The organism is Kitasatospora sp. NPDC056181 (genome assembly GCF_042266225.1).
GTDB lineage: Bacteria > Actinomycetota > Actinomycetes > Streptomycetales > Streptomycetaceae > Kitasatospora.
This window is the reverse complement of record NZ_JBHJUK010000025.1, coordinates 4,919-31,188: the sequence shown is the minus strand read 5'-3', so window position 1 is coordinate 31,188 and position 26,270 is coordinate 4,919. Positions and strand designations below refer to the sequence as shown.

Genomic DNA, 26,270 nt, shown 5'->3' with positions numbered 1-26,270 from the left:
ACCGGACCGCGCCGACCGGACCGCGCCGACCGGCCTGAAGGAGGAGGCCCGTTCTCACCCTGAGGGACGATCAGCCCGGGCCGGCCCGACCCTAGTCTCGACAGCATGACGGGAACACGGTGGTGGGGCCTGCGGCTGCTGCGGCCCGCCCTGGTGGCGTCCGGGCTCGGGTACCTGCTGCTGATGGGCCGCCCGGCGGAGCTGGGCGCGGGCGGCTGGGCGATCGGCCTCGGCGCCCTGGTCCTGGCCGCGCTCGGCGGCCGGTGGCCGCTGGCGGTCGCGCTCGGGCAGTGCACGCTGCTGGCGCTCACCGTCGCCCCGGCCGCCGCCCACGTGCACGTCGAGGTCAAGGCCGGCGTGGCCGCCGCCTTCTTCGAACTGGCCCTGCGCCGCTGGGGCGCGCCGACCGCCGTCGCCGGCGCCGCCCTGGCCGCCGCCCAGCTGGCCGCCGCCTGGTCGGGACTGCCGTGGTCGGGGCTGTCGGGCTCCGGGCCGCTCTGGTCCGGCCCGCTCGGGTCCGAGCTGCTGTGCCGCGTCCCGGGCGCGCTCTACCGGGCGGCGGTGGTCGGCGGCGTCCCGGTGCTGCTCGCCGGCTACCTCCGGTCGGCCGAGCAGGCGGCGAGGACGGCCCAGGAGCGGGCCCGCGAGGCCGAGCACAGCCGCGACCTCGCCGAGTGGGGCGCCCGGATGGGCGAACGTGCGGCGATCGCCCGCGAGTTGCACGACATGGTCGCCCACCACCTGGCCTCGACGGTGCTCAGGGTCGGCGTCGCCCGGCACGTCCTGCCCGGCACCGACCCGCGGCTGGCCGCCGTCCTGGACGACGTGCACGCGGGCGCCGCCACCGCCCTCGCCGACCTGCGGCGGCTGCTCGCGGCCCTGCGCGAGCCCGACGCGGAGCACCTGGCCCCGCTGCTGGCCGAGACCACCGACCTGCCCGCCGCCGTCCACGGGGTGGTCGAGCGCTCCCGGCGGGCCGGCCTCCGGATCGACGCCGACATCGGCGGGCGGCTCGGCGAGCTGGACGCGATCGGCGGGCTGACGGTGCTGCGGCTGGTTCAGGAGGGCCTGGCCAACGTCGCCCGGCACGCGGGCGCGGGGGCGAGGGTCCGGCTGCGGGCCACGACGGAGGTCACCACGGAAGGGGAGCGCGTGCGACTGGAGCTGGAGAACGAGCTGGCCGGGGAGCACCACGCCGCCCCCGGCGGTGTCGGCGGCGGCCACGGGCTGCTCGGCATGCGCGAGCGGGTGGCCCTGGTCGGCGGGACGGTCGAGGCCGGGCCGGTGCCCGGCGGCTGGCGCCTCGCGGCGTCCTGGCCGCTGACGGCCGGCGGGGGCGCACCGGCCGTCCCGGGGGCGTTCGCCGTACGGGCGGCGGTCTCGGGGCCGGGGGCGGTCTCCGGGCCGGCTTCGCCCGGAGGACCGGAGGCGGTGGGCGCTCCGGGCCCGGTCACCGCTTCGGAGGCGGTGGGCGCTCGGACGGCCGGCGCCGAGGGGGCGGCCGCGAAGGCGTACGGGGGTGCCGCGTGATCGGCGTCCTGATCGTCGACGACCAGCAGCTCGTCCGGGCCGGCGTGCGGATGCTCTGCGAGTCCACCGAGGACCTGGCCGTCGCCGGCGAGGCCGCGGACGGCGCGCAGGCCGTCGAGCTGGCCCTGCGGCTGCGCCCCGACGTCGTCCTGATGGACCTCCACATGCCCGGCACCGACGGCATCGCCGCCACCCGGGAGCTGAACCGTCTGCTGCCCTCCGCCCGGATCGTCGTCCTCACCACCTTCGACGACGACGACCGTCTCTACCCGGCCCTCGCCGCCGGCGCCTGCGGCTTCCTCGCCAAGGACGTCGAGCCCGCCGCCGTCCTCGACGCCGTCCGGCGGGCGGCGGCCGGTGAGAGCCCGTACAGCCCGGCCGTGCTGCGGCGGGTCGTCGCCCGCGCCGCGTCCGACTGGACCGGCGAGGACGGCCGCCGGCAGCCGGTGGGCGGCATCACCGGGCGCGAGCACGAGGTGTTGCGGCACATCGCCGGCGGGCTCTCGAACATCGAGATCGCCGAGCGGATGCACCTGGGCGTGACCACGGTGAAGACCCACGTCTCCAACCTGATGGCCAAGACCGGCAGCCCCAACCGGGTCCGGCTGGCGGTGCTGGCGATCCAACAGGGCCTGGCGGGCTGAGGCCGCCCGCCCCGGACGGAGCAGCCCGGCGGGCGCGGCCCGGGGCGGGGCCGGAGGCTGAACGGGATGTCCGACGACCAGCCCCCGCCGCCCCGGGACCGCATCGACCTGCGGGCCTGGTGCCTGCTGCTGGGGTCGTTCACCGCGCTGATGATCGCGTACTTCACCCTGCCGCTGCGGTACTTCGGCGAGGACCGGCCGCTGGTCAGCTGGCTGGTCTTCGCGGCCGTCATGATCGGCATGACCTGGATCCTGATGGCCCGGATGATCGACATCCTGGTCGGCACCGGCCGCCATCCAGGAGTGTGGATCATCTTCCTGATCTGCCTCGTCCTGACCGTCTTCGCGAGCACCTACTACGTCCTCGGCGCCCAGCCCGACGAGTTCGTCGGGCTCAACACCCGGCTGGACTCGCTCTACTTCACCGTCGTCACGATGGCGACGGTCGGCTACGGCGACATCACCCCGTCCGGCCAGGCGCCCCGGCTGGTGGTGATGCTGCAGATCGCGTACAACTTCGTCTTCCTCGCGGCGGCGGCCGGGGCGCTGAGCCGCCAGGTCCGCAGCGGCCTCGAAAGCCGGGTCCGCCGGCGCGGTTAGCGGGCACGGCGGCCGGCCCTCCGCCCCGGCGTCAGGTCCGGCCGGCGTCGATGACGCAGAAGCGGTTGCCGGAGGGGTCGGCGAGGACGACGAAGTCCGGGTCCTGCGGGTAGCTGTCCCAGTCGACGTGCCGGGCACCGAGGGCGACCAGGCGTTCGACCTCGGCGGCCTGGTCGGCGGCGTCGCGCGCGTAGAGGTCGAGGTGGACGCGCGGGTGGTCCTGCACCGGCGACGTGCTGCGGCCGAGCGCCACCTGCACGCCGGGGCCGTTCGCGGGGACGAGGACCACCCAGTCGTCGCCGACCGCGTCGCGCGGCACGTAGCCGAGCGCGGCCGTCCAGAAGGCGACGGCGCGGCGGACGTCGTCGACGCCGAGGACGACGGAGCCGATGGTCAGCATGTTCCCCACTTTCCGAGGATGCGGGCGGCCTCGCCGCCGAGGGTGGCGTCCTGCGTCAACGCCGTGAGCACATCGATCCGTTCCGGAGACGGCCCGGCGTCCTGGAGGGCGGCGAGCGCGTTGCCCCGGACGAGGGGGTCGTCGTCGCGGGTGACCGCCGCGATCAGGGCCCGGTCGACGGCCGGGTCGTCGGTGTAGGGGCCGAGAGCCGTCGCGGCGTGCCGGCGGAGGAGGTCGTCGCCGGGGTCGGCCAGCGCGGCGAGGAGCGCTGCGGCGACCGCTCGCCGGGCTGCCGGGCCGCCCGGCGAGTGGAGGCGGAGGGCGGTCGCGCACTCCACGCGGGCGGGCCCGTCCTCGGCGGGGTCGGCGAGGACGGAGGCGAGGAAGGCGGCGACGGCGGGGGTCGCGGTGGCGGCCTCGGCCAGCGCGGCGACGATCCTGACCTTGTCGTCGCTCCCGGCCGGGAGGGTGCGGAACCGCGCGATGAGTCGGTCCTCCGGCGCGGCGGCCGGCCGGGCCGGACCGCGCGTCGGCCCCCGGCTGCCACGGCGGCCGGGGGGCCAGGACGGACCGCCGGCTCCCGGGGCGGTGGGCGTGTGGCTCATCACCCCAGCGTAGCCAGGAGTTTGCGCGGCTCCGGGGAGTCGCTCGGTCGGTGACTGATCCGGGGTCGGTCCGGGAACGGTGAAGGGGCCCTTCTTCGCACCGCCGTGCGAAGTTGGGCCCCTTCGGGTTCCGTGCGTGCCGGTCAGCGCTGGGGACGCAGCCGGCGCACGGCGATCAGGGCGCCGGCGCCGAGGGCCACGAGGGCGGCGGCGGAGGCGGCGAGGAAACCGTTGGAGGAGCTGGACCCGGTGTGGGCGAGCTCGGGAGTGCCGACCGGCGCGGTCGTCGCGGGAGCCGAGGGGGTGACGGTCGGCGTCGCGGCCGGGGCCTTGGTGGCGGTGCTGGTCGGGGCGGGCGTGGTCGGGGCGGGGGTCTTGTCCTCGACGGGCTTGGCCGGGGCGGGCTTGGTGGTCGGCTTCGCCGTGGCGGTCGGCTTCGCGGTCGGCTTCGCGGTGGCGGTGGGCTTGGCGGTGGGCTTGGCGCTGGTGGGGTGCACCACCTTGAAGGTGTGGGACTCTCCGTTGCCCATGGGGAAGCCGTCGGCCTTGCCGCCGATGAAGATCTGGAGTTCGTTCAGGTCCGCGGCGGCGTTCGCGGAAACGGAGATGCGGAAGCCGAAGTTGGCGGCCCGCCCGTCGGCGAGGCTCTTCTGCTTGTAGCCGGTGGTGTCCGCGTGGATCACCGGGTCGCAGCCGTGGCGGAGGGTCAGCTTCTTCCAGCCGCCGCCCGGGATGGCCTCCTCGACCGTGAAGTCCTCAAGCCGGTTGCTGCCCTTCTCGTTGTACAGCGCGATCATGGGGGCGACGTTCTCGTACGGCGCGCCGGTGAAGTTGGTGACCCCGACGCCGACCTCGACCTTCGCACCGCCGGCCGTGATGGTCTGCCCGTCCGGCGTCATGTGGAATCCGGCCTCAAGGTTGCCCTTGTGCGCGGAGGCGGGGGTGACGGGCTTGGCCTCGGCGGCGGCCTTCGACTGGGGGCCGTCCCCGCAGGCCCAGGAGCTCTCGGCGGTCATCAGCTGGACGGAGCCGGCGAGGACGACGGTGGCGGCGAGGGTGGCGAGACTGCGGCGGCCGGAGATCGAGCGGACGTTCTTCGCGATCGAGGGCATAACGGACTTGCGCATGACGTGACTCCCCAGGGTCATGACCGAATGGTGTGGTGAAGACGACCGGCTGCCCGCTGTCGTCCAGCGGAAGCGCCCCCCGGCCTTGCCGGTCTCGCTCTCCGTGCCTTCATCCGTATAGACGCGCATCCCCGCCGGGGGTTGCAGGTGGTTTCAAAACTTTTTTCGGAACCTTCCCGGGCGGCCCGGCAAGGGGTGCGGGAGGCCAGTGACCACCGGGCCTGGAGACTGGCGAGGCCCCCGCCCGAGGTGGGCGGGGGCCTTCACATGGGCCGCTCAAGGGTGGACAGGGCCGGCGCATGGAGGTCGAGCGGGGCTGTGCACCGGGCCGGTGAGCCGGACTGGTCGCGGGCGGTGATCGACGGCTCGCACATGTCGTTCGGCCTGTCGCTGTCACGCCTCAGCGCGCCCGAGCCCAGAACAGGACGTGGCCGCTGTCGCCCTCGGGTACGAACTCCTCGTGGACCACGTCAAAGCCGGCTTGCACGAGCCATGCGCGGTTCGTACCGGCGTCGGCGTGACTCCACCACATTGCGGCCCCGCCGCCGAGCCAGTTCTCATCGGTCCCGGTCCAAGCCCGATGCCCGGTGGTGCTCAGGAACCAGCCTCCCGGCCGCAGCCAGGAAGCGATCCGCTCCAGCAGGGCGGGCTGCTCCTCCACCGGAACATGGATCAGGGCGTACAGGCAGACGACGGCGTCGAAGCTGCCCCGGGGGAGCTCCAAGGTCGTGGCATCAGCCCGGATGAAGTCGGCGTCAGGCACAAGCTCTCTGGCCCTGCGGATCTGGACCTCGCTGATGTCGACGCCCGTCACGCGGTGACCCGCCGCGACCAGGGACCGGGCTACGGGAACCCCGGTACCGCACCCGACGTCCAAGACGGCGCCTGTCTCGGGGAGCCGACCGAGCAACTCCTCGATCCACGAACCGTATTTCGACTCGCTGCCAAACACCCGCTCGTAGTGCTCCGACAGCACGTCATACCCGCGCCGGACCACTTCCTTTGGATCTCCAACGTTCACGCGCGCACGCTACGGCGCACCTGCCGGGAGCGCGACCACTTTTCGCCCACGCCCCGTGGCCGACCGTCCACCCGGAGGAGACCGTGCCCGCCCTTGCGTCGGCTCCTCCGAGGAGCCTCACGGCGTCGGTCCAGCCGTCAGCCCGGAATGGGTGAAGGGCCCTTCTCCGCACCGCCGTGCGGAGAAGGGCCCTTCGGGTTTCCGTGCGTTCCGGGTCAGCGCTGGGGACGCATCCGGCGCACGGCGATCAGGGCGCCGGCTCCGAGGGCGACGAGGGCGGCGGCGGTGGCGGCGAGGAAGCCGTTGGAGGAGCTGGACCCGGTGTGGGCGAGCTCGGGGGTGCCGGCCGGCGCGGTGGTGGCCGGGGCCGAGGGGGTGGCGGTCGGCGTGGCGGCCGGGGCCTTGGTGGCGGTGCTGGTCGGGGCGGGCGTGGTCGGGGCGGGGGTCTTGTCCTCGACGGGCTTGGCCGGGGCGGGCTTGGTGGTCGGCTTCGCGGTGGTGGTGGGCTTCGCGGTGGTGGTGGGCTTGGGGGCCGTCTTGGGGTAGGCGACGGCGATGTCGGCGCCGGTGCCCTTGCCGTAGGTCGGCCAGGCGTTGAGTTCCAGCTTCTCGATGCCCTTGGGCGCGTCGGCGGTGAGTCCGATGCGGAACTGGTAGCGGACGCCGTGGCCGGTGGCGAGCGGGGCGCCCACCGAGGACGGGGCGACGCCGTGGACCGCGGGGTCGCAGCCGTTGGAGGTCGCCATCCGCTTCCACTGGCCGTGGTCGAGGACCTCCATGGTGACCTGGGAGGGCCGCGGGGTGGCGCCGGTCGCATTGAAGAGCGCGAGCTCGGGGGTGACGCGGTGGTAGGCGGCGCCGGTGCCGTTGAAGAACTGGACGCCGAACTCGACCTTGGGGCCGCCGACGGTCAGCGTCTTGGGGACGGCGGTGACGAAGGTGGTCGTGGCGCCCTGGCCGTGCAGTTCGAAGGAGGCGTCCTGCTCCTTGTCGGCCGCGGGCTTCGCGGGGGCGGTCACGGGCGCGTCGTCCGGGGCGCCGCAGGCCCAGGAGGACTCGGCGGTCATCAGCTGGACGGAGCCGGCGAGGACGACGGTGGCGGCGAGGGCGGCGAGGCGGCGGCGGCCGGAGATCGAGCGGACGTTCTTCGCGATCGAGGGCATAACGGACTTGCGCATGACGTGACTCCCCAGGGTCATGACCGAATGGTGTGGTGAAGACGACCGGCTGCCCGCTGTCGTCCAGCGGAAGCGCCCCCCGGCCTTGCCGGTCTCGCTCTCCGTGCCTTCATCCGTATAGACGTGCATCCCCGCCGGGGGTTGCAGGTGGTTTCAAAACTTTTTTCGGAACCTTCCCGAGCGGCCCGGCAGCGGGGTGGGGAGGCCGGTCACCGCACGGGGGCCGGGGACCGGCGAGGCCCCCGCCCGGGGGTGGGCGGGGGCCTTCGCGTGGGCTGCTCAGCCGGGTATGCGGTGCCGGCCGCGGCCGGGGGTGGGGTTGGGTTTGGTGGGTGGTGGGGGGAGCTCGGGGCCGTAGTGGCCGGCCTGGCGGGCGATCCAGGCGTATTCGTGGGTGCCGTCGGGGAGTCTGCGCAGTTCCCAGCGGCCGTGGCGGGTGATCGGGGCCGGCGGCCCGGCGGTGCGGGTCTGGTCGTTGACCTTGAGGGCGGTGACGACGCCGAGGGCGACGGTGGCGATCGCGAGGGCGAGGAGGGCGGCGAACGCCGCACCGACGAGGAAGCTCGCGGTGCCGGTTCTCATCGGCGGATGCCGATGACGCGGTGGCCGAGGTGGGCGGCGAGGGCGTGGAGGAGCTCCTCGGCCTGCTCGCGGGTGAGCGGCAGGGCGAGCTGCTCGCCGGGTGCGGCGTGGACGTCGAGGTCGACGGCGGCGCGCAGCTGCAGGGCGGCGTCGGGGACGCGTTCGACGGCGAGGTAGTGGACGGTGCTGCGCTCGGCGTGGACGGCCTGGCCGGCCCTGGGGATCAGGACTCCCACGACTGCTCCCTCCCGGTGTCGGACAGCAGGTGGAGGAGGTTGAGGAGGGTGGCGACGGGGACGTGGCCGAAGTTGACGAGGATGCGGCCGTCGACGGTGCTGTGGTGGGTGGTGGCGGAGCCCCACTGGATGCCGAACCCGGCGCCGCGTTCGTGGAGTTCACGCAGCAGGGCGGTGACGTGGGCACCGGTGTAGTCGTGCATGCGCGGGTCGTCGGGCGAGAGCGGGATGCGGGGGCCGGTCACGCGGCCACCTCCAGCTCGAACCAGACCACCTTGCCACCGTGCTTGCGCGCCTCGGCGCCGAAGCGGTGGGTGAGCGAGCGGACGAGATGCAGCCCGCGCCCGGACAACTCGTAGGGGTCCGCGGTGCGGGGTTCGGGCAGGTCGGGGCTGTCGTCGGCGACCGAGACCCGCAGGGTCCGGTTCAGCAGCAGGACGACGACCAGGGGCGCCGGACTGCCGCCGTGGCGCCAGGCGTTGACGTACAGCTCGCACAGGGCGAGTTCGGCGTCGTGGATGAGGTCCGGCGGCCAGGACGCGGCGGCGAGCGCGTCCCGCAGCTCGGCGCGGGCGGCGGACCAGTCGGGCGGGTTGAAGGCACACATGAGGAACCTCCGGACGAGGCTGGGTGGAGTGGAGTGAGGCGTTCACCGGCGGAATCGTCGCCGTGAGCCAGGCCAGGGCGGGGCTGGTGGATGCCACGCGTGGCTGCTCTGCGGTGCGCGGGCAGCAGGCGCCTACTGCCCCGGAAACAGGCGTTACTGACGATCCATCGGATCGACCTGGGACGACCATAACGCACGGCAGTATCCAAATTTCCATCCTTCTGGGATTTTCCCTCTACCGTGGTAACCCCGCCCCAGATGGACCAGCCCGCGCCCAGGGCGGCAGACTTGGGCCTGGTCCTTGTTCTGGAAGGAAGCCATGCCTCCACGCAGCACCCCAACACTTCGCCAGCGCAGGCTTGGTGCTGAGCTCCGGCGGATGCGAGAGCAGGCCGGCTTCGGCGGCACGCAGCTCGGCCGCATTGTCGGGATGAACCCGGCCCAGGTGACTCAGATGGAGTCAGCGAGGATTGGCATCAGCGTGGAGCGCCTGCGGACGATCGCAGCAGCGTGCATGTGCGTCAACCACCAGCTGATCGATGCTCTCGCCGACATCATCACGGAACGAGGCAGGACCGGCTGGTGGGAGGCCTACCGTGACACCCTGTCGGCGGACTTCCTCGAAGTCGCAGAGCTTGAGGGCCACGCGCGAAGGCTCTCGACCTACACGATCACGTTCGTCCCCGGCCTGCTTCAGACCGGCGCGTACGCCTCCGCGGTCTTCTCACAGGCCTACCCGCCTCTGCCCCGACACGAGGTCGACCTCAGAACGGCCTTTCGCATCCAGCGGCAACGCACCGTCCGATCCGGAGCAACGCCGTACTGCGCCTTCATCCATGAAGCAGCACTGCGGATGCAGTTCAGCGGCCCTCAAGTTCGTGCCGAGCAACTCGATGCTCTCATCGAGGACTCCGAGAGTTCTGGCATCTCAATTCGCGTCCTGCCGTTCGACATCGCCGGCCTGCCGAGTCCCATCGAGAACTTCACCTACGCCGAAGGTCCGATTCCCGACTTGGACACGGTGCAGACGGACACAGGTTTCGGCTGCCAGCTCCTCGACGCTCCAGCCCATGTTGCGAGGTTCCGAGCAATCCTCGCTCAGATGGAGTCAACGGCCCTCTCCGAAGAGGAGTCCCGCGACTTCCTCCGATCCGTAAAGAAAGAAATGGAAAGCAAACATGCCTAGCTCCGGGTGGCAGAAGTCCAGCTACTCCGCGGCACACGACGACTGCGTCGAGGTTCGCGCTGTCGCCGGGCTGGTCGACCTCCGCGAGTCCGACGACGCCGACGTCATCCTCCGCACCACCGCCACCAAGTTCGCCGCGCTCCTCCAAGGCATCAAGAGCGGCGAGTTCGACCACCACGCCACCCCCACCACATGACCGAACGGCTCCTCGCTCAACCAGAGCGAGGAGCCGAATGCACCAGCGGCCGGAAAGAAGTGGAGAGCAACTGTGGCTAGTCCCGCATGGCAGAAGTCCAGCTACTCCGCCGCGAGTGACAACTGCGTCGAGGTCCGCAGTGTCGCCGGGCTGGTCGACCTCCGCGAGTCGGACGACGCCAACGTCGTCGTCCGCACCACCCCCACCAAGTTCGCCGCACTCCTCCAAGGCATCAAGGCCGGCGAGTTCGACCACCACGCCACCCCCACCACATGACCGAACGGCTCCTCGCTCAACCAGAGCGAGGAGCCGACCGTCCGTACCCGCCACCACATCCGGCGATGATCTGGTGCGCCGGGACCTTCTCCGCAGGTCGGCGGACCTTCGCAACTGTCAGGCAAGCAGCCGATGTCCGGTCTTAACGGAGTTCGACCAGTCTCACCGAGGATTCATTGCGGCGCGGCGGGCTGGCCCCAATGCCAGGAAGCGGGAGACGTTCTACCGGGTGGCCGAGCCGGTTGCCACCCGTGAGACCAGGGGCGCGTGGCTTCGCGGATCGCGGCTGATGGCCATCGACGGGTTCGGACTCGACGTCCCCGACTCGGCCGAGAACGCCGCCGAATTCGGCTACGCCGGCAACGGCCGGTCCCGCTCCGCCTTTCCCAAGGCCCGGGTTGTGGCCGTCGTCGAGTGCGGATCGCACGCCTTCATCGACGCCGAGGTCGGGCCGTGGAACCGAAGCGAGAAGGCGATGGCGGCCACGCTGCTGCCCTCGATCTCAACCGACTGGCTGCTGCTGGGCCGATCGAGGCTTCTACAACTTCGCCGCGTTCAGCGCCGCCAACCAGACCGGGGCGGCCTTGTGCTGGCGGGCACCGACGCAGCTGTCCCTGCCGATCCTGAAGGTCTTGCCGGACGGTACGTACCTGTCGGCTCTGGTCAATCCCCGCCTGCGCGGGCGGCAACGGGAGGAAATGCTGCAGGTGGCGAAATCCGGTGCGAAGCCGGATCCGGCCGGAGCCCACGTCGTCCGCGTCATCAAATACGACGTCCCCGCCCGCGACGGCGGTGAACTGGTGCGCCTGATCACCACGGTCGAGGTCAAGACGGATGTCCTCGTCACCCTTGCGACACGCCGCAACCGCAAACCAGCGCGCCACCACCGCCCCTGTCCGCGCGTCGTCAGGCGTGCCCGCCACAACTCCTACCGAGTGACGAGGCCTTCGGACACAGGCACCCGCCACCCGGGTCACCCCGCCTGACGTTGGTCTCACCCAGGACAGCCCCAGCCATCACATCAAGCTCGACTTGAGCTTCGTGGCGCCGGGGCAGGCCTGGGTCGAGGAGGGAGTGACACAGACGTCTTGCACGTACGTCTTGCACAAGCGTGCAATTACCCGTACGGTTATCCCCATCAACCACACCAGGGGGATTCCGCCATGAACGACACCACCGTGAACACCGCCACCGCCGTCCGCGCCGAACTGTCCATCGACGGGCGCCGGCTGTCCTACCTCGACTTCGGGGGCACCGGCCGGCCGCTGGTGGCCCTGCACGGGCACCTGTCCGAGGGCGCCACCTTCGCGCGGCTCGCCGAGGCACTGGGCCCCGAGTGGCGGCTGATCGCCCCGGACCAGCGCGGCCAGGGCGAGTCCGACCGGACCGCCGACTACTCGCGGGAGGGCTACCTCGCCGACCTCGAAGCCCTCCTGGACCACCTGCAGCTGGACCGGGTCGTACTCCTCGGCCACTCCCTCGGCGCCGTCAACGCCTACCAGTTCGCCGCCCGCCACCCCGGGCGCGTCAGCGCGCTCGTCAACGCCGAGGGGCCCGCCGCACTCGGCCTGGACGGGTCGAACCCCTTCGGCTTCCTGCTGAACCTGCCCTACGACGCACCCACCCGCGACGCACTGGTCGCCGGACTCGGTCCCGCGGCGCCGTACTTCTCCGACCGGCTGCGGGAGAACGCCGACGGCACCTGGCGGCTGCCCTTCCACCCCCGGGAGATGTACGAGTCCGAGGACCAGGTGCACGGCGACCACTGGGCCGACTGGACGGCCACCACCTGCCCGGCCCTCCTGGTCCACGGCACCAAGGGCGTCATCCCGGCCGAGCAGGTCCGCGCCATGGTCGAGCGCCGTCCCGGCACCACCTCGGCCGAACTGGACGCCGACCACCTCGTCTACACCACTGCCCCCGACGCCTTCGCCACCGCCGTCCGCGAGTTCCTCGCGACGATCTAGCCGACGGTGGTCGCGTGCACGCGGTAACACCGGGAGAACCCGGCCCCCGCCGCAGGCGTGGCCCAGGCCGTCGAGCACGGCCGCCCGTGAGCCGACGCCCCTGACGTGCCGAACTCGCCTGACGAACGCTCGGATGCATGTAAGCCAAGTCGGTGTCAGCCCACTCGGCTTACATGCGTGACAGCTTCCGGGGCACCCCGTATAGCCGCTGACCAGCCTGCGGCGCGGCCTCACCGGACGTCCCACGCCGGCAATCGGCAACAACGGCTCCAGCGCAGCCCACTGGTCATCGGACAGATCCCCATGTCCGTCCGCCGGCCTGGCATCAACCCGGACGACCCTCCACCACAGACCTCTCGACCATCCCCCTCTCTCAAGCGCGGGATGGCCGAACCCCTGGAGCATGCGCCCCAGGGGTTCGCCGTCTGCGTAGGTGGCTCAGCGCTACTGGGCGGCCTTCACCTTGTCGAACTGCTTCTTCACCAGCGCCTGGTCCGGCTGCGTCACGGATGCCGTAGCCACGTTGCTGAGGTTGATCACAGCATCCCCGCTCCGAACGAAGACGTAGGAGTACTCGGCCGTCGTCTGACCGGTGTAGGACAGCTTGAAGGCCAGGGTCGCGTCGCCGAGCGTCGGGTAGCTCAGCTTCGACGTGGATACCACGAGCTTCTCGTTGTCGTTCCCGGGGACGGTGCTGGGGATGCTGGAGCACGACCCGAGCGCGGCCGCGGCGGACGACATGGCCTTGTCGGCCTGGCCGGCACCGAACTGGTAGAGCTGGACCATGACCCCGAGGTTGGAACCCGTCTTGAAGGCGGCCTGCACGGCCGCGGCCGGCTTCGTCGCGGCGTTCGGAGCGTCCATCAGGTCGAGCACGGGCTGACAGGCGGCCTTGTCCGCGACCGTCTTGCTGTCACCGCCGGCCGGGCCGCTGTCCGACTTGGTCGTCCCCGGCACGTCCGCCTTGGTCAGCAGGGCCTTGAGGAGATCATCGGACGACAGGGCCTTTGCCGGACCGGGCTTGCCCGTCGGTGCGGCCGAGGTGGCCGGTCCGGCCGTGCCCGTCACGGCGGCCGTGGCGGTCGGCACGGGCGTCCCCGCCGGCGCCGGCGTGGTGGTCGCGGCGCTCGGGTCGGAGTTGTCGGGGCCGCACTGGGCAGCCATGGACCCGAGGAGAGCGATCGGCAGAACCGCCGACATGACGAAGCGCTTGTGCGAAGCACGCATGGTGAAATGTCCCCCTTGATTTGGATCATGGTGCGACTGCCATGCCGGAGCCAGGTCGTGGTTACTCGCCGAGGCCCCCGCCGCAGTCATCAGCAGCGATCCCCGGATGAGGGATTCGGGCCACTCCGTGGGGCGGATTCCACCCGCGGACGGACCACCGCGCTGAGGCGTGACAAGCTATCGCAAATCTCCGGCGAACGACTACACATGATCATCCGACGGCTCGGAGTCCATCTCATTCGGAGAGTCCGCGGCCCGGATGCCCACCCCGCGACCGGCCCGGCCCGTCGTGACCAGGCCCGCCACGCCGTCGAGTGCGGCATCGACCCGCTGAACCAGCACCGGGCGGCCACGCCCGACCGAGCGCGGGGCCGCGGGCTACGGCCGGCGGGGACGGCCTGCGGCGATCCCGTCCACCGTGATCGCTGACGGTCCCGCGCACCCCGGCCCGACGGCGTCGACCTGTGCGGGCCGGCTCACCTCCGTACAGCTCCGCGTCCGGTGGCATGATGTGCGGGAAACGTCCAGGTCAACGGGGTGAGGACGGCGGTCGTGGAGATACCGGGGACGGAGCAAGGCGGCGCCGCCACGCATTACACGACCCGGGGACTGCCCGCGTCGCGGCGGCGGGCGTACTGGCGCGAGGCGCTCTCGCGCACCTTCGGTGCCGTGGACATGAAGGTCGGCGACGAGGTCGAGCACGGCGCGATCCGGACCTCGCTGCTCGGCCCGCTCCAGGCGGTCACCGTGGAAGGCGACCCGCACCGGGCGGAGCGGACCAGGCGCCTCGTCGCCGGCAGCGACAACGACGAGTACGTCGTCGTCAAACTCCTCAGCCACGGCACGGTCCACGTCGAGCAGGACACCCGCGAGACCTGCCTGGGTGCAGGCACGCTGTTCATGTACGACATGGCGCGCCCGGTCCGGCTGACCGTGCCGGAGCGGTTCCGCACCAAGTCCCTGGTCCTGCCCCGCCGGGCGTTGGGCCTGAGCGAGTCCGACTTCCGGCGGATCACTGCGGTGCCGCTCGGCGCGGACACGCCGCTCGGCCGTCTGGTGCCACCGCTGGTGTCCCACCTCGTCGACTCGGCGGCCACCTACCAGCCGCACACAGGGGGGTCGGTCGCCGCCCACGCGACGAGCCTGATCCAGACGCTCGTCGAGGAGCAGCTCGGCTTCGACCTGCAGGACACTCCCGACGCCGCCCGGATGACGCTGCTGCGGATCCAGGCCCACATCGGCGAACACCTGACGGACCGGGACCTCACCCCCGAGGCGATCGCCCGCCACCACCACATGTCCGTGCGCTACCTGCACAAGCTCTTCGAGCTCGAAGGCGTCACCGTCCGCCGCTGGATCCAGCGACGCCGGCTGGAGGAGTGCCGCCGCGCGCTGGGCGGCCGGGAGGCCCGGAGCAGGAGCATCGCGGCCGTGGCCCACCACTGGGGCTTCGCCAACGCCGCGCACTTCAGCCGTTCGTTCAGGGACGCCTACGGTGTCTCCCCGCGCGAGTGGCGGGACGCGGCCGGCCGTCTGCCGCAGCCATGACCGGAGGCCGGCACCGCGGGTGCGGTGCCGGCCCCTCGGGCGCGGCGCGACGGGGCGTCAGAGCACCGACCGCGAGGCCCACAAGCAGCGCAACACCGTCGAACGCTGCATCAACCGGATGAAGAACTGGCGCGGCCCGCCACCTGCTACGAGAAGACCGCCAGCGTCCACCAGGCCGGACTCCACATCGCCGGCATCCTCATCCGGTCCGCCCGCCGATCCGAAGGAAACGACCTAGCTCTGCGACAACACGACCAGGCCGACGACGACCGTGATGAGGAGCCCGAGGACGATTCCGACCACCGTCGGCGTCAGCCGGTCCCGCGCCTGCTTCTGCGGCTGCACCCGGTCGGCCGGGTCGGTGCTCAGTTCCCACCAGTTGACGACCCGATGGAACTGCTCGTCGAAGTCCGGGGACGGGTAGGTGTCGCTGTGCATGAGCCCCGGCAGTGAGCGGCGCCGCCCGCTTGCCAGGAACATCCGGACCACGCGCGACGTCTCCTTCGCGGTGCTGCCATCGCGCACGTCGATCCACCGGATCTCCTTCCACGGGTAGGTGCGGCCGCGCCCGATGCCCCAGCAGATGGTTATTCCCTCGGCCCCGACCGTGGTCCAACTCCGGAACGTCAGAAGGAACCCGGCGCCGCCGAGCACTGCGGTGACGGCGATCAGGCACCAGGTCGGAGCCGGGCCGAGCTTGTAGGCGGCAGCGGTCCCTTCGACGACAAACAGGAAGGCCACGGCCGCAATGTGCGACCCGGACGGACGATACCGGTCTTTCCCCCGGAAGCTCAGTTCGTTCACTCAACGCACACTACGCCTCGGGAGACCGCGACTTGAGGCCACCCCGGACCTCACTCCGGGTCCTCCGATCCGCAGGTGCCATGAGCACCGGCCGAACGCAGCGACCTGCCCAGACTCCCGGTGAGGACGCGCGGATGACGCCGCCACCACCACATGTCCGGGTGGGGCATTCCGTGGAACGGTTCGAGGGCCAGGCCGTCGTCGGCGATCGTCGCCGCCCGGAACCGGTCGTCCCACGCCCTGATCCGCGGTGTCCAGAGCTGGACGAGGTGGTCGTGCAGCAGCAGCCACGCCTGGTGGAGCCAGTTCCGGCAGTAGAGGTCGTTGGTGTACTCGTCGACGTCGTCGTCGTAGCCGCGTTCGACCGTCTCGACCAGCCACGCCCACGCGTCCACCTGCTCCGCGACGGTGAACGCCGTCCGCCAGCCGCGCCGGTGGAGCAGCTCGCCCACCTCGGCCTCGTCGTAAGTGCCCATCGGGGCGAGGCTCTCACGACGAAGCCGAGGGGACCAGCGGAAATCGTCCCCGGCTCGGTTCCCTGCCGCCCCGGCTGAGGGGGGCGGCTCCCTGCCGCCCCCCTCAGCCGACCGCGTCGAGCAGCAGCTTCGCCGCAGCCGCCGCGCCGTCGGTGCGGATCGTGCCGGCCACGGCGGCCGCCCGGTCACGGACCTCGGGGGCCAGCGCCGTCTTCAGCGCGGCCGAGAGGGACTCGGTGGTCGGCGTCGGGCCGTCGTGGGCCGCGCCGATGCCCAGGTCGGCCACCCGGCCCGCCCAGTACGGCTGGTCGGCCATCTGGGGCACCACCACCTGGGGCACGCCGGCCCGGGCGGCCGTCGTCGTCGTTCCCGCACCGCCGTGGTGCACGACGGCGGCGACCCGGCCGAACAGGGCCTGCTGGTTGACCTCGCCGACGACGAAGCAGTCGTCCCGGTCGTCGGTCAGGGCCAGTCCGGCCCAGCCGCTCCCGAGGAGCACGCGGCGGCCCTGCGCGCGCACCGCCCCGACGACCGCCTTGGCGACGTCCTCCGAATCGCGCACCGGCATGCTGCCGAAGCCCACGTAGACCGGTGCGTCGCCGGCCTCCAGGAACGCCTCCAGCCCGGCCGGGAGCGGGCGTTCGTCCTCCCGGATCCACGCGCCGGTCTGCACCACGTCGAGCTCCGCCGGCTCCAGCCACGGGCCCAGCACCGCGTCCGCCGCCAGCAACGGCTGCCCCGTGAAGACGTGATCGCGGACGTTCTCCACCGGGGGCAGGCCGATCGACGCGCGGTGGGTGTTGACCGCGCCGCCGAACAGCTCGTCCATGTCCTTCGCGTTCAGCTCCCACAGCACCCGGTTGTCGGTCACGTCCGCCGGGAGCGGCTTCGTCCACGCGAGCGGCGGGTGGTGCGGCGACGGCAGGTAACTCGGGAAGTAGGAGACGAACTTGTAGGGGACGCCCAGCTTCTCGGCCACCGACCGCGCGGCGGCCGCGGCCGGGATCAGGCCCGTCGCCAGCACCACGTCGACGCCCTCGGCCACCGAGGAGGCCGCGTCGTACGTCATGGCGACCATCCGGGCCGCACGCTCCGGCATGGTCGCCGGCGGCGCCGGCTTCGCCCCGGTCACCGCGCCCTTCGCCATCTCGCGCACCGACGGGCCGATCGGCGCCAGCGGGAGGCCGAAGCCGTCCAGCAGCTCCGCGAAGTCCGGCGGCGCGCACACCTGCGCCTCGGCGCCGAGCGCCTGCAACTGCACCGCGAGGCCGACCATCGGCTCGATGTCCCCGCGCGACCCGTACGCCACCAGCAAAACACGCATGCAGCAACTCCGACTTTCCTTGGTTTTCGGCCTCGGTCGGAGATTCTGCGGCACCGTGGGGGCCTTGCCGCAAGGCCCCCCGTGCGCTATATGTTGAGAGTGGAAAGGCGTGGGTACGCCGCCTTCTGACTCATCGTCCGCTGTGAACGGACTCCCCTTCTCGATGCGGCGGCGCGGATGCTGCGGCGCCGATGCGGCGGCGCGCCGAACGTCGCCGTCGCAGCCGGTTTTCTGCGATCGGCACGCCGCGGGGCCCTCCCCTCACCATGACCGTTCTCCACCCACCGGTGCGCGTTCCCCCGGGGTCGTCGGCGGCAGGAGGAGTGGGTCTGGCCCCACCCCGCCCGTGTGGCTGGACCCGTACCGGGCCGACCGGGTGCTCCGTAGCGTCGACGGCACAACGACACGGAGGAGAACGACCATGGCCACGACCGCTTCGGCCCACCTCGGCGACTCGCGCACCCAGGCGGCCTTCGGCACGGTGAGGAAGTGCATCACGCTCTTCGGCGCCGTCAGCGCCATCGTCCTCGGGGTGGTCGCCGTGATGGCGTTCACCGGCCACGAGGTGACCGCGTTCCTGTGGATCCGGGGAGCCGTCCTGCTCGCGATCGCCCCGCTGGTCCACCGGATGGCCGTCCGGGCCTCGGAGGGCTCCTTCAAGGCCTTCGACCGCGTGCGCACCCTCTCCACCGTCATGCCGATCGCCATCGTCGGCGTCGACCTGGTCCCCGGCCTCTGCCCGGCCTGGTACGCCGTGCTCCAGGGCCTGTCCGCCCTGGCCATGGCCGGCGTCGCCGTCCTCACCCGCGGCCCCGTGCTGAGCGCCGCCTTCCCCACCACGAAGTGAGGTTCCGGGAACCTGCCCGCCACCCGGCCACCCCTCGCACAGGAAGTCGGCCGGGCCGACTTCCTGCGCGAGGCACGTCGTGGAACCCCGCGACCGACCTCACCCGGGCGACGGGGCCGCACGCCCTTCCGCTCACCCGCCCGCTCAGATCGGCAGGTCCCAGCCCGGGCCGTCCTCGGACCCGATCCACACCCGTTGCCCCGCGCCCGAGACCGTGATCCCGAACCCCTCCTGATGCGGCGCGCCGGCCTCCTGCCACGCCTCGACGGCCCGCTCGACCTGGTCCCAGAGCCGCAGCGGCCCGCGCTGGCTCACGGTCCAACCACCGTCCGGGCCGGGCATCGTCCGGGCCTGCGAACCCGTGGCCACGTCCACGAGGACCTGCTCGCCACCCGCCCCCATCCGCTCCGCCGACGGCGCCGCGAGCTGGGACACCCACCCACCCGTCCACGTACCGATGACCGCCGGATCGATCCGGCTCACCCGCTCCTCCCCCGGCAGCAGGGCAAGGGCCGGCCGAGGCGGACGGTCGTGCGGGCGGGCGATCATGAAGCTGGTGAACCCCGGCAGGAACCGCCCCGTCGCGCTGCCCGGCCCGGTGACGGTCAGCAGCGCGAGCCCGGAGGCGTAGCTCCAGCCGCAGAGCGTGACCAGGATCCGGCCGCCCGGCCTCACCTGGTGCAGCCAGGGCAGCGGGACGTACCGGACCGAACACGTGGCGATCAGCCGGTCGTACACTCCCCCGCCCGGATCCCCGCGCAGGCCGTCCCCGATGACCAGCCGAGGTGTGTAGCCCGACTCCTTGAGCGCGACCGCGGCCGCCCCGGCCACCACCGGGTCGTACTCGACGCTCGTCAGGTTGGCGTCCCCGAGCCGGTGAGCACCCAGGGCCGTCGAGTACCCCGTCCCGGTGCCGATCTCCAGCACGCGGTGGCCCGGCGCGGTGCCGAGTTGCTGCCACATCCGCAGCACCAGCGACGGGAGGGTGGACGAGGAGGACGGGGAGCCCGCGACCGGCTCCCCGTCCACATCACCCGGGCGGATCACGCCGTCGAGCTGGGTGATGAGCGTCCGGTCCTCGTAGATCCCCTCCAGCCAGCCGGGTTCGCCCCGGCGCACCGGCCGGTAGGCGGTCGGTGCGGTCCCCGGTACCGGTTCGAAGTACGAGCCGACGAACAGCTCACGCGGGACGGCCTGCGCCGCCCTGCGCCACAGGGGATCGGCCGGCGTGCCGTCCTGGACCAGCCGGTCGACCAGGGCGGCGCGGAGTTCTGCGGACGTGCTCACAGGTCGGGGCCTCTCTGCAACTGGTCGGCGATGGCCTGGGCGATCGCGCCGGTGGTCTCGGGCGGCTGCCAGGCCCACTGCCCGTTGGGATTGCACTCCAGGAAGTACCACTCGCCGGATCTGGCGACGGCGAAGTCGAACGCGCCGTACACCAGCCGGAGTTCACCGAGGAAGTCCGTGACAGCACGCGCGACCTGCTCGGGAACCGCTATCGGCGTGCACTCCATGAGATCCTGCCGACGGCGCCAGTCGAGATCCGGACTGTCGATCCGGATCGCGAACAACCGGCCGCCGACGGCCGTCAGCCGCACGTCGAAGGCCTTGTCCACTTTGGCCTGGAACATGTGCGGGCAGGTCTCGACCCCGGCGGTCAGCTCATCGGCCCGCACCTGCCGCACCCACACCTGGTGCGGCAGGCCGTCCACCTCGTACGCGGTGTTCCACAACGGCTTGTAGACCACGCCGCCGGCCCGGCCCGCCGCGAACTCCCGCGCGGCACGCAGCTCGTTGGTGATCAGCGTGTCCGGCACCGACAACCCGTGCCGCCGGGCCACCGCGAGCTGCGCCGGCTTGTACTCGGCCGCCCGGTTGGACCACGGATGGTTGACGTAGTGCGCCCCCGCGAGCGAGGCGAGGACTCCACCGGCACCCCACAGCGACTGGGCGGCCGCGAACCGCCGCTCCTGCGCTCCCAGTTGGGGAGGCCCTTCGTACGGAGAGGCCCGGCGAACCCAGACCGATCTCACCCGGGTGAGGTCCAGCGCCCGGCTCGAAGTGCGCAGGACGCCCCGCTGACCGCCCGCACCGTACGCGGCGGTCAGCGAGGCACCCGAGTGGAGGTCCGCGCCGGGATCGAACCGCACCACCGGAACACCACGCCCGGCCAGCACCCGCAGCACCACATCCGCCGTCACGTCAAGGGAGTTGGTCAGCACCAGCACCGACCCGCCACCGCCGGCCATCAGCCGGCACTCTGGTCCTGGTCGTAGGACTCCGTGGAGTCGGCATCGGTCGCCCCACCCGGCCCGGACCCGTCACCGGGACTGGTCATGGTGGGCGTCAACCCGCTGGTACTGGTGCCGTGACCCCCCAACTCGACCGTACGGCCCTCCCCGTCCACGATCAGGGCGACCTGCGTCTGCGGATCGATCACCGGCGTGAACACCTGCACGGCGACGGCCGCCGCGAACGGCTGCATCCTGCTCGTGCCCCACGCCGGTACGGACGTCTGCCTCATCTGTGTGCCTCCTCGTCGCTGCGCCTCTGGTGGCCGGGCACCAAGGTAGGGGCACCACACGGGCAATGGCACGAGGAATTCACGTCACTGCATAATCTCGCTATGCGGCCCGTCGGAATTCGTCGGCCCATCGGCCGAGCATGGACCTGGCGGGATCACCCTCGACCGACTCGCCGCGAAAGAAGTCGAAGAGGGCCCGGTAGTGGTCAATATCCTTGGGATCGCGGAGCACCAGTCTTCCGGTGAACAGCTCGATGGTCACCAATTTGGCACCGTAAACCGTAAATGTGTGGAACGGGGCATCCGCCACCTGGGCCGACAGCGGCAAAATCCCGATCGTGACATTCGGCAGGTGGGAGAGGGACACGAGGCGGTCAAGCTGCGTCGCCATGACCAGCGGTTCGCACAACCGCCAGCGAACGGCCGACTCCGTCAGCAGGAAGTCGAAATGCTTGCCCTGGTCGTACAGAACAACCTGCCGTCCGAGTTTGAGCGAGATGGCTTGAGACACGTCCCCGTCGGCGGGGTCGACAGGCGGACTCATCGCCGTACGCATGTACTCGGGCGTCTGAAGGAGCCCGGACGGCATCGCGGGCAGGAAGTAGCGGATGTGCGTGGCTCCGGCCTCAAGAGCGGCGAGCTCACGCTGTCGCAGGTGCAGACCGCGCCGCACCGATGACCTGACGTCCTCGTACTCGGCGTTCGCCACACTGGCCAGCGCCAGGAGCTCGCGCGCCAAGTCGTCATCGACGCCGAGACCGCTGAGAATCTGCTGCACGTCGACAACCGAGGGCAGCACCCTCCCGTTCTCGATCCGGGAGATCTTGCTCTGACTCATCCCGCACCGGACGGCCAGACGTTCCCCGGAAAGGCCGGAGGCGCGCCGGAGATCCTTGAGCGCTGACGCAAGGTCTCGACGCTGCTCTCCGGCCCTACCGGGATCATGAGTCAATCTGCGCTGTACTCCGCGAACGGAACCGACAACGAGACGGCCAGGTCACGCCAGTGCCGGTACAGGCCGAGGTTCGGGTTCGCCAGAAGCTCCCGGCCGGTCTGCGCACCATCCGGCCCGTACATCATCCCGACGACCTTCGATCCGTCGAACATCCAGAAATCCTGATCCGGAAGGCCTGGGTTCTCCTTCCCGGTCAGATCGAGAATCCTGACGTCCTCCCCGGCCTCGACGTTGTGGGCGTAAGCCGCGAACTCGTAGCGCAGGTAGTCCGACAACGGCCGGGTGAGGACATGCACCCGGCCGATCCGACGTCCCGTGGAGCGGTATTGCCGCACACGTGTGAGCCACGGATCGTCAGCGGGGATACGCAGTTCACCTGTGGCCAGGAACTCCCGGTACTCCTCGTCCTCGCCCGGCATGGCATAGGAACTCCGAACCTCCAGCCGGAACGCCTCATGCTCGAACGCATCGAAGAACGCGCGCCAGGCATCACCAGCCAAGAGCACGGAACGCCTCCCGCAGAACAGCCTCGGGGATCTCGACCACGGCCTCGCCGTCCGGGGTCGGCCGGTCCACGGTGTAGCCCTGCACCGCGATGGTCCCCCGGTCGGTCGTGTAGACGGTCGGGCAGTCGTCGTTCCGGCAGTCCGGGTCACCGCCCGCGATCCTCGTGAGCTCCATTGCTCTTCCTCCACACACGCAGCGGACTCGTGGTCAGGACCCTAGAGAGCAGCCGACCGCCGGGCAAGGATCATTCACGTTCCCGCATAGACCGGCGCGAGGGCGGACCGAACCCGTCGGGCACAGCCATGGTCGGCCGGTCGCGGTGCGCGGCATGATGGACTGTCATGAGTATCAGCGACATACCGGCGGAGTCCGGCTCTGTCCCGGCGGCCTGCGTGGCGCCGCCCTTCGACCCCGAACTGGCCGCGCTCCTCGCGGCGTCGGGCGGCGCGGCCGGGGAGCCGCTCACCCCCGGGAACCTCGCGGCCCGGCAGGCGCAGGACGCCGCCGACCGGCCCCGGCCGACGGTTTCCGAGCTCCGGGACGGCGGCCGCTTCGAGGTCGAGGAGCTGCGGGTGCCGGGGGCGGCGGGCGATCCGGACGTGACGCTCGTGAGTGCGCGCCCCGCCGGGATCGGCGGGCCGCTGCCGCTGCTGTACTACCTGCACGGCGGCGGCATGGTCGTGGGCAACGCGTGGTCCGTGCTTCCGCTGCTCCAGGACATCGCCCTCACCCTGGAGTTGGCGGTCGTCTCGGTCGAGTACCGGCTGGCGCCGCAGACGCGGTACCCCGGGCCGCTGGAGGACTGCTACGCCGGCCTCGTCTGGGTGTCCGCGCACGCGGCCGAACTCGGCATCGACGCGGACCGCATCGTCATCGGCGGCAAGAGCGCCGGCGGCGGACTCGCCGCGGCCCTGGCGCTGCTCACCCGTGACCGGGGCGGGCCCGCACCGATCGGGCAGTTGCTCCTCTGCCCGATGCTCGACGACCGCAACAGCACCTTCTCCAGCCACCAGATGGCCGGCGTCGACACCTGGGACCGCATCTCCAACGCCACCTGTTGGCAGGCGCTGCTGGGCGACCGGTACGGCGCCGCCGACCTGCCGCCCTACGCGGCCCCCGCCCGCGCCACGGACCTGTCCGGTCTGCCCCCGGCCTACATCGAGGTCGGGTCGGCCGAGACCTTCCGGGACGAGGACGTGGCGTACGCCGACGCGATCTGGCGGGCCGGCGGCCAGGCCGAACTGCACGTGTGGCCCGGCGCCTTCCACGGCTTCGACTCCTTCGCGCCGCAGGCGGCGATCAGCCGGGACGCCCGCGACGCCCGTTCCCGCTGGCTCCGGCGCATCCTCACCGGGCCCGCGGCGGGCGGCGGGCCGGCCTCCTGAAGGACGGCCGGCCACGGGACGGCGCGCGTCGTCCCGTGGCCGGCCGCCGCCGCGTCAGCCCCGGTTGCGCTGGCGGAGCTCGATCCGGTTGCCGTCGGGGTCGAGCGCCGTGATGCGGACGCCGTAGGGGTAGTGCACCGGCGCGGGCTCGACGAACCGGACACCGCGCGCCTGGAGCACCTTGAACTCCGCCTCCAGGTCGTCGGATTCGAGGAAGACCGAACCCACGACGACCGCCCCCTCGTCCTCGACCACCGGGCCCCGGCCCGAGCCGCCGGGCCACAGGATGATCTCGACCGCATCGTCGCCCGCGGCGACCGTCAGGAAGCGGCCGTCGGGGCCCGGGTAGTCGATGCGCCTGTTCAGCCCGAGGCCCTCCGTGTAGAAGGCCAGGGCCCGGTCCTGGTCGGTCACGTAGACGGCCACGTACATCAGGTTCTTCAACATCCGCGTCTCCCTCGCTCATCGGACGGCTGGTCGAAGCACCGACGGACCGGAGCGGGGAGATGTGACGGCGGACGGCCGGCGATTTCCGCCCGCGTCGGCCGTCAGGGCCGCAGGAGCCCCTCCGGGAGGTAGCCGGAGCGCAGGCCCGGCTGCCAGCCGCACGCCTGGACGGCGACGGCGGCCAGCGCGATCGCGCCGACCGGCAGCAGGCTGCGCGGCTCCGGGTCGGGGCCCGCCTCCTCGCGGTGCCGGCGGAGCCGGTCGGCCAGGGCCTGTTCGAAGGCCGGCCGGTCGTCGTCGAGGAGGACGCGCAGCAGCCGCTGGTCGGGGGTGAGCGCACCGGCCGCGTCCAGCCGCCGGGCCGCCTCCGCGCGCGCGTCGGCGTCCGGCCGGACCAGGGGTTCGGACGCGATCCGCGACCGGGGCCAGGTGTCCGCCAGGTCGGGCAGGTACGCGCAGAGGGCGTCCATCTCGGCGAGGTCGGCCGCTGCGGAGACCGACTCCAGGCGCGAGTACGGCACCCCGTCACGGATCGCGGGCGCGTAGTCCTCCTTGAGCAGCGGGCCGACCAGCCGCGCCGGCTCCCGGAGCAGGCCGGTGATCACGGCCATCGCGAACGCGTCCACCCAGGTCCGTGCGGTGGGCGCCTCGTCCACGGCGTCCCCGAAGGCGAAGTCCTCGCTGGAGAGCCTCTGGTCGACGAGCGGGAGGACGACCTCGAAGTCGCCGTCGGGGAAGGCCCCGAGGCTCAGCACCCCGAGGCTGCACTCCGCCGCGGTCCGCAGGGCCAGCCGCGCGGGGGCGGCGTCGAGCGCCGGGTCCTCCAGGGTGCACGCGGCGGCGTGGTCGAGGAGTTCCGCGCCCGTCTCCCGCATCCGCTTCAGGGACAGGCTGTCGTAGCGCATCCCGTGCCAGCGGCCGAAGGCCCGGCCCCTGATGTCCTCCAGAGCCGCGGCGATGCGCTCCTCGCCCACCTGGTGACGCGTCACTTCCTGCACGTCCGTTCCCCTCCCGTGATCGTCAAAGCCGGTCCCGACGCTAACAGTCCGATCGAACGAGACGAACCGTCTCGTCTTGACGACCGCCCCCGAGAGGTCCATAGTGGAGCGCACGAGACGAACCGTCTCGTTCAGTCAGTCAGTAGGCAGAGACCGAGAGGCCATCGCGATGACCCGAAACACCAACGACCGCGTCTGGTTCGTCACCGGCGCGTCCAGCGGCCTCGGCCTCGCCTTCACCCGCGCCGCGCTCGCCGCGGGCGACCGGGTCGTGGCCACCGCCCGCCGCACCGCACTCCTCGACCCGACCGTCGCCGAGCACCCCGGCCGGATCGTCGTCCTCCCCCTCGACGTCACCGACCGCGAAGCCGTCGCGGCCACCGTCGACAAGGCCGCCGCCGCCTTCGGCCGCATCGACGTCGTCGTCAACAACGCCGGCCTCATGACCAGCGGCACCGTCGAGGAGTTCACCGAGGAGGACGCCCGGGCCCAGCTCGAAACCAACTTCTTCGGGGCGCTCTGGGTCACCCAGGCCGTCCTCCCCCACCTGCGCGCCCGGCGCAGCGGCCACATCATCCAGATCTCCAGCGTCGGCGGCATCATCGGCTTCGCCACCACCGGGCTGTACAGCGCGAGCAAGTGGGCGCTGGAGGGCATGACCGAGGCGCTCGCGCAGGAGGTCGCGCCGTTCGGCATCAAGGTCACCATCGTCGAGCCCGGCGGCTACACCACCGACCTCTACACCGCAATGCGCGTCCAGCCCCGCCACGAGGCGTACGAGCCGCTGCACACCGCCCTCGCCGAGATGTGGGGCGACGCCGAGGACGCCGACCCGGCCGACGCCGCCAAGGCCGTCCTCGCCCTCGTCGAGAGCGAGCAACCGCCCCTGCGGCTCGTCCTCGGCAGCGCCATGTACGACGTCGCCCAGCAGTCCGCCGACCAGCGCAAGGCCGACTGGGCCTCCTGGGAGACCACCAGCCGGGCCGCCGGCTGAGACCCGGCCACCGACCACCCGGTCGTGGGGGGGGGGGGGGGGGCCGCCCGCCGCCAGGGGCCCCGCCGGTCCGCGCCGG

33 protein-coding genes are annotated in these 26,270 nt (G+C 72.0%); 12 read left to right on the top strand and 21 right to left on the bottom strand.

Annotated features, from left to right (window positions below; all coding sequences use genetic code 11):
* The first annotated feature begins 105 nt into the window (after positions 1 to 105).
* The 3 genes from ACFC1F_RS12710 (at position 106) to ACFC1F_RS12700 (ending at position 2,774) form a co-directional block, all read left to right on the top strand.
* Positions 106 to 1,530, top strand: coding sequence for a sensor histidine kinase (locus ACFC1F_RS12710; protein ID WP_376157673.1), 1,425 nt, complete (start codon positions 106 to 108; stop codon positions 1,528 to 1,530).
* Entirely contained in the window at positions 1,527 to 2,174 is a 648-nt protein-coding gene (locus ACFC1F_RS12705) for a response regulator (protein ID WP_376157671.1), read from the top strand. The genes ACFC1F_RS12710 and ACFC1F_RS12705 overlap by 4 nt, the downstream gene beginning before the upstream one ends.
* Positions 2,175 to 2,240: 66 nt before the next feature.
* On the top strand, positions 2,241 to 2,774 hold the full coding sequence (locus ACFC1F_RS12700; protein WP_376157669.1) for a potassium channel family protein: 534 nt from the start codon (positions 2,241 to 2,243) through the stop codon (positions 2,772 to 2,774).
* A 31-nt stretch (positions 2,775 to 2,805) separates the two neighbouring features.
* On the opposite strand, the gene ACFC1F_RS12695 is transcribed toward ACFC1F_RS12700, so the two are convergent.
* The 9 genes from ACFC1F_RS12695 to ACFC1F_RS12655 all read right to left on the bottom strand — a co-directional run bounded on the left by ACFC1F_RS12695 (position 2,806) and on the right by ACFC1F_RS12655 (position 8,530).
* Positions 2,806 to 3,174 carry a VOC family protein gene (locus ACFC1F_RS12695; protein ID WP_376157667.1) on the bottom strand — a complete coding sequence of 123 codons (369 nt, stop codon included), beginning with the start codon at positions 3,172 to 3,174 and terminating at the stop codon, positions 2,806 to 2,808.
* On the bottom strand, positions 3,168 to 3,779 hold the full coding sequence (locus ACFC1F_RS12690) for a HEAT repeat domain-containing protein (RefSeq protein ID WP_376157665.1): 612 nt from the start codon (positions 3,777 to 3,779) through the stop codon (positions 3,168 to 3,170). The genes ACFC1F_RS12695 and ACFC1F_RS12690 overlap by 7 nt, the downstream gene beginning before the upstream one ends.
* Before the next feature lie 143 nt (positions 3,780 to 3,922).
* Positions 3,923 to 4,927, bottom strand: a complete 1,005-nt coding sequence (locus ACFC1F_RS12685; RefSeq protein WP_376157663.1) for an LAETG motif-containing sortase-dependent surface protein — start codon at positions 4,925 to 4,927, stop codon at positions 3,923 to 3,925.
* A gap of 379 nt (positions 4,928 to 5,306) precedes the next feature.
* Positions 5,307 to 5,927, bottom strand: a complete 621-nt coding sequence (locus ACFC1F_RS12680) for a class I SAM-dependent methyltransferase (protein WP_376157661.1) — start codon at positions 5,925 to 5,927, stop codon at positions 5,307 to 5,309.
* Positions 5,928 to 6,142: 215 nt separating this feature from the next.
* The gene (locus tag ACFC1F_RS12675; RefSeq protein WP_376157660.1) at positions 6,143 to 7,126 is read right to left on the bottom strand and encodes an LAETG motif-containing sortase-dependent surface protein; all 984 of its coding nucleotides are present in this window, start codon (positions 7,124 to 7,126) and stop codon (positions 6,143 to 6,145) included.
* A 258-nt stretch (positions 7,127 to 7,384) separates the two neighbouring features.
* Positions 7,385 to 7,687, bottom strand: coding sequence for a hypothetical protein (locus ACFC1F_RS12670; protein WP_209413743.1), 303 nt, complete (start codon positions 7,685 to 7,687; stop codon positions 7,385 to 7,387).
* Positions 7,684 to 7,923: a hypothetical protein gene (locus ACFC1F_RS12665; RefSeq protein WP_376157657.1), complete on the bottom strand. Its 240-nt coding sequence runs from the start codon at positions 7,921 to 7,923 to the stop codon at positions 7,684 to 7,686. Before ACFC1F_RS12665 ends, ACFC1F_RS12670 begins: the two co-directional genes overlap by 4 nt.
* Positions 7,911 to 8,168 carry a hypothetical protein gene (locus ACFC1F_RS12660; protein WP_376157656.1) on the bottom strand — a complete coding sequence of 86 codons (258 nt, stop codon included), beginning with the start codon at positions 8,166 to 8,168 and terminating at the stop codon, positions 7,911 to 7,913. Before ACFC1F_RS12660 ends, ACFC1F_RS12665 begins: the two co-directional genes overlap by 13 nt.
* On the bottom strand, positions 8,165 to 8,530 hold the full coding sequence (locus ACFC1F_RS12655) for an ATP-binding protein (RefSeq protein ID WP_376157654.1): 366 nt from the start codon (positions 8,528 to 8,530) through the stop codon (positions 8,165 to 8,167). Before ACFC1F_RS12655 ends, ACFC1F_RS12660 begins: the two co-directional genes overlap by 4 nt.
* 319 nt (positions 8,531 to 8,849) lie before the next feature.
* Here ACFC1F_RS12655 and ACFC1F_RS12650 point away from each other — a divergent pair, with 319 nt between their 5' ends.
* The 5 genes from ACFC1F_RS12650 (at position 8,850) to ACFC1F_RS12630 (ending at position 12,155) form a co-directional block, all read left to right on the top strand.
* Positions 8,850 to 9,716 carry a helix-turn-helix transcriptional regulator gene (locus ACFC1F_RS12650; RefSeq protein ID WP_256463534.1) on the top strand — a complete coding sequence of 289 codons (867 nt, stop codon included), beginning with the start codon at positions 8,850 to 8,852 and terminating at the stop codon, positions 9,714 to 9,716.
* A complete protein-coding gene (locus ACFC1F_RS12645; protein ID WP_376157652.1) occupies positions 9,709 to 9,912 on the top strand; it encodes a DUF397 domain-containing protein in 204 nt (67 codons plus the stop codon). Before ACFC1F_RS12650 ends, ACFC1F_RS12645 begins: the two co-directional genes overlap by 8 nt.
* A 72-nt stretch (positions 9,913 to 9,984) precedes the next feature.
* Positions 9,985 to 10,188, top strand: coding sequence for a DUF397 domain-containing protein (locus ACFC1F_RS12640; protein ID WP_376157651.1), 204 nt, complete (start codon positions 9,985 to 9,987; stop codon positions 10,186 to 10,188).
* A 632-nt stretch (positions 10,189 to 10,820) separates the two neighbouring features.
* A complete protein-coding gene (locus ACFC1F_RS12635; protein WP_376157649.1) occupies positions 10,821 to 11,174 on the top strand; it encodes a hypothetical protein in 354 nt (117 codons plus the stop codon).
* Positions 11,175 to 11,351: 177 nt separating this feature from the next.
* The gene (locus ACFC1F_RS12630) at positions 11,352 to 12,155 is read left to right on the top strand and encodes an alpha/beta fold hydrolase (RefSeq protein ID WP_209413750.1); all 804 of its coding nucleotides are present in this window, start codon (positions 11,352 to 11,354) and stop codon (positions 12,153 to 12,155) included.
* A 444-nt stretch (positions 12,156 to 12,599) separates the two neighbouring features.
* Here the strand turns inward: ACFC1F_RS12630 and ACFC1F_RS12625 are convergent, their stop codons facing one another.
* Positions 12,600 to 13,319 carry a hypothetical protein gene (locus tag ACFC1F_RS12625; RefSeq protein ID WP_376157647.1) on the bottom strand — a complete coding sequence of 240 codons (720 nt, stop codon included), beginning with the start codon at positions 13,317 to 13,319 and terminating at the stop codon, positions 12,600 to 12,602.
* A gap of 615 nt (positions 13,320 to 13,934) precedes the next feature.
* Between ACFC1F_RS12625 and ACFC1F_RS12620 the strand changes: the two genes are divergently transcribed.
* Positions 13,935 to 14,930, top strand: a complete 996-nt coding sequence (locus tag ACFC1F_RS12620; protein ID WP_376157645.1) for a helix-turn-helix domain-containing protein — start codon at positions 13,935 to 13,937, stop codon at positions 14,928 to 14,930.
* 234 nt (positions 14,931 to 15,164) lie between these two features.
* Here the strand turns inward: ACFC1F_RS12620 and ACFC1F_RS12615 are convergent, their stop codons facing one another.
* From ACFC1F_RS12615 to ACFC1F_RS12605, 3 genes are all read right to left on the bottom strand, one after another.
* Complete coding sequence (locus tag ACFC1F_RS12615; RefSeq protein WP_376157643.1) at positions 15,165 to 15,671, bottom strand: hypothetical protein; 507 nt, start codon at positions 15,669 to 15,671, stop codon at positions 15,165 to 15,167.
* A 113-nt stretch (positions 15,672 to 15,784) separates the two neighbouring features.
* Complete coding sequence (locus ACFC1F_RS12610) at positions 15,785 to 16,210, bottom strand: hypothetical protein (RefSeq protein WP_376157642.1); 426 nt, start codon at positions 16,208 to 16,210, stop codon at positions 15,785 to 15,787.
* A 103-nt stretch (positions 16,211 to 16,313) separates the two neighbouring features.
* A complete protein-coding gene (locus tag ACFC1F_RS12605; protein WP_376157640.1) occupies positions 16,314 to 17,534 on the bottom strand; it encodes a glycosyltransferase in 1,221 nt (406 codons plus the stop codon).
* Positions 17,535 to 17,955: 421 nt separating this feature from the next.
* Here ACFC1F_RS12605 and ACFC1F_RS12600 point away from each other — a divergent pair, with 421 nt between their 5' ends.
* Positions 17,956 to 18,381, top strand: coding sequence for a hypothetical protein (locus ACFC1F_RS12600; RefSeq protein ID WP_376157638.1), 426 nt, complete (start codon positions 17,956 to 17,958; stop codon positions 18,379 to 18,381).
* Between the two features lie 144 nt (positions 18,382 to 18,525).
* Here ACFC1F_RS12600 and tgmC read toward each other — a convergent pair whose 3' ends face one another.
* The 6 genes from tgmC to ACFC1F_RS12570 form a co-directional block, all read right to left on the bottom strand.
* Entirely contained in the window at positions 18,526 to 19,668 is a 1,143-nt protein-coding gene (gene tgmC, locus ACFC1F_RS12595; protein ID WP_376157636.1) for an ATP-grasp peptide maturase system methyltransferase, read from the bottom strand.
* Positions 19,665 to 20,630: an ATP-grasp ribosomal peptide maturase gene (tgmB, locus tag ACFC1F_RS12590; protein WP_376157634.1), complete on the bottom strand. Its 966-nt coding sequence runs from the start codon at positions 20,628 to 20,630 to the stop codon at positions 19,665 to 19,667. Before tgmB ends, tgmC begins: the two co-directional genes overlap by 4 nt.
* The gene (gene tgmA / locus ACFC1F_RS12585) at positions 20,630 to 20,905 is read right to left on the bottom strand and encodes a putative ATP-grasp-modified RiPP (RefSeq protein WP_376157633.1); all 276 of its coding nucleotides are present in this window, start codon (positions 20,903 to 20,905) and stop codon (positions 20,630 to 20,632) included. Before tgmA ends, tgmB begins: the two co-directional genes overlap by 1 nt.
* Before the next feature lie 100 nt (positions 20,906 to 21,005).
* Complete coding sequence (locus ACFC1F_RS12580) at positions 21,006 to 21,857, bottom strand: helix-turn-helix domain-containing protein (protein ID WP_376157631.1); 852 nt, start codon at positions 21,855 to 21,857, stop codon at positions 21,006 to 21,008.
* Complete coding sequence (locus ACFC1F_RS12575; RefSeq protein WP_376157630.1) at positions 21,854 to 22,366, bottom strand: DUF6879 family protein; 513 nt, start codon at positions 22,364 to 22,366, stop codon at positions 21,854 to 21,856. Before ACFC1F_RS12575 ends, ACFC1F_RS12580 begins: the two co-directional genes overlap by 4 nt.
* Complete coding sequence (locus tag ACFC1F_RS12570) at positions 22,350 to 22,541, bottom strand: hypothetical protein (RefSeq protein WP_148644127.1); 192 nt, start codon at positions 22,539 to 22,541, stop codon at positions 22,350 to 22,352. The genes ACFC1F_RS12575 and ACFC1F_RS12570 overlap by 17 nt, the downstream gene beginning before the upstream one ends.
* A gap of 167 nt (positions 22,542 to 22,708) precedes the next feature.
* On the opposite strand from ACFC1F_RS12570, the gene ACFC1F_RS12565 reads away from it, so the two are divergent.
* Positions 22,709 to 23,752 carry an alpha/beta hydrolase gene (locus ACFC1F_RS12565; protein WP_376157629.1) on the top strand — a complete coding sequence of 348 codons (1,044 nt, stop codon included), beginning with the start codon at positions 22,709 to 22,711 and terminating at the stop codon, positions 23,750 to 23,752.
* A 54-nt stretch (positions 23,753 to 23,806) separates the two neighbouring features.
* Here ACFC1F_RS12565 and ACFC1F_RS12560 read toward each other — a convergent pair whose 3' ends face one another.
* Positions 23,807 to 24,199: a VOC family protein gene (locus ACFC1F_RS12560; protein WP_376157627.1), complete on the bottom strand. Its 393-nt coding sequence runs from the start codon at positions 24,197 to 24,199 to the stop codon at positions 23,807 to 23,809.
* 101 nt (positions 24,200 to 24,300) lie between these two features.
* Entirely contained in the window at positions 24,301 to 25,197 is an 897-nt protein-coding gene (locus ACFC1F_RS12555; protein WP_376157626.1) for an immunity 49 family protein, read from the bottom strand.
* A gap of 169 nt (positions 25,198 to 25,366) precedes the next feature.
* On the opposite strand from ACFC1F_RS12555, the gene ACFC1F_RS12550 reads away from it, so the two are divergent.
* Positions 25,367 to 26,191, top strand: a complete 825-nt coding sequence (locus tag ACFC1F_RS12550; protein WP_376157624.1) for an SDR family NAD(P)-dependent oxidoreductase — start codon at positions 25,367 to 25,369, stop codon at positions 26,189 to 26,191.
* The last annotated feature ends 79 nt before the right edge of the window (positions 26,192 to 26,270 follow it).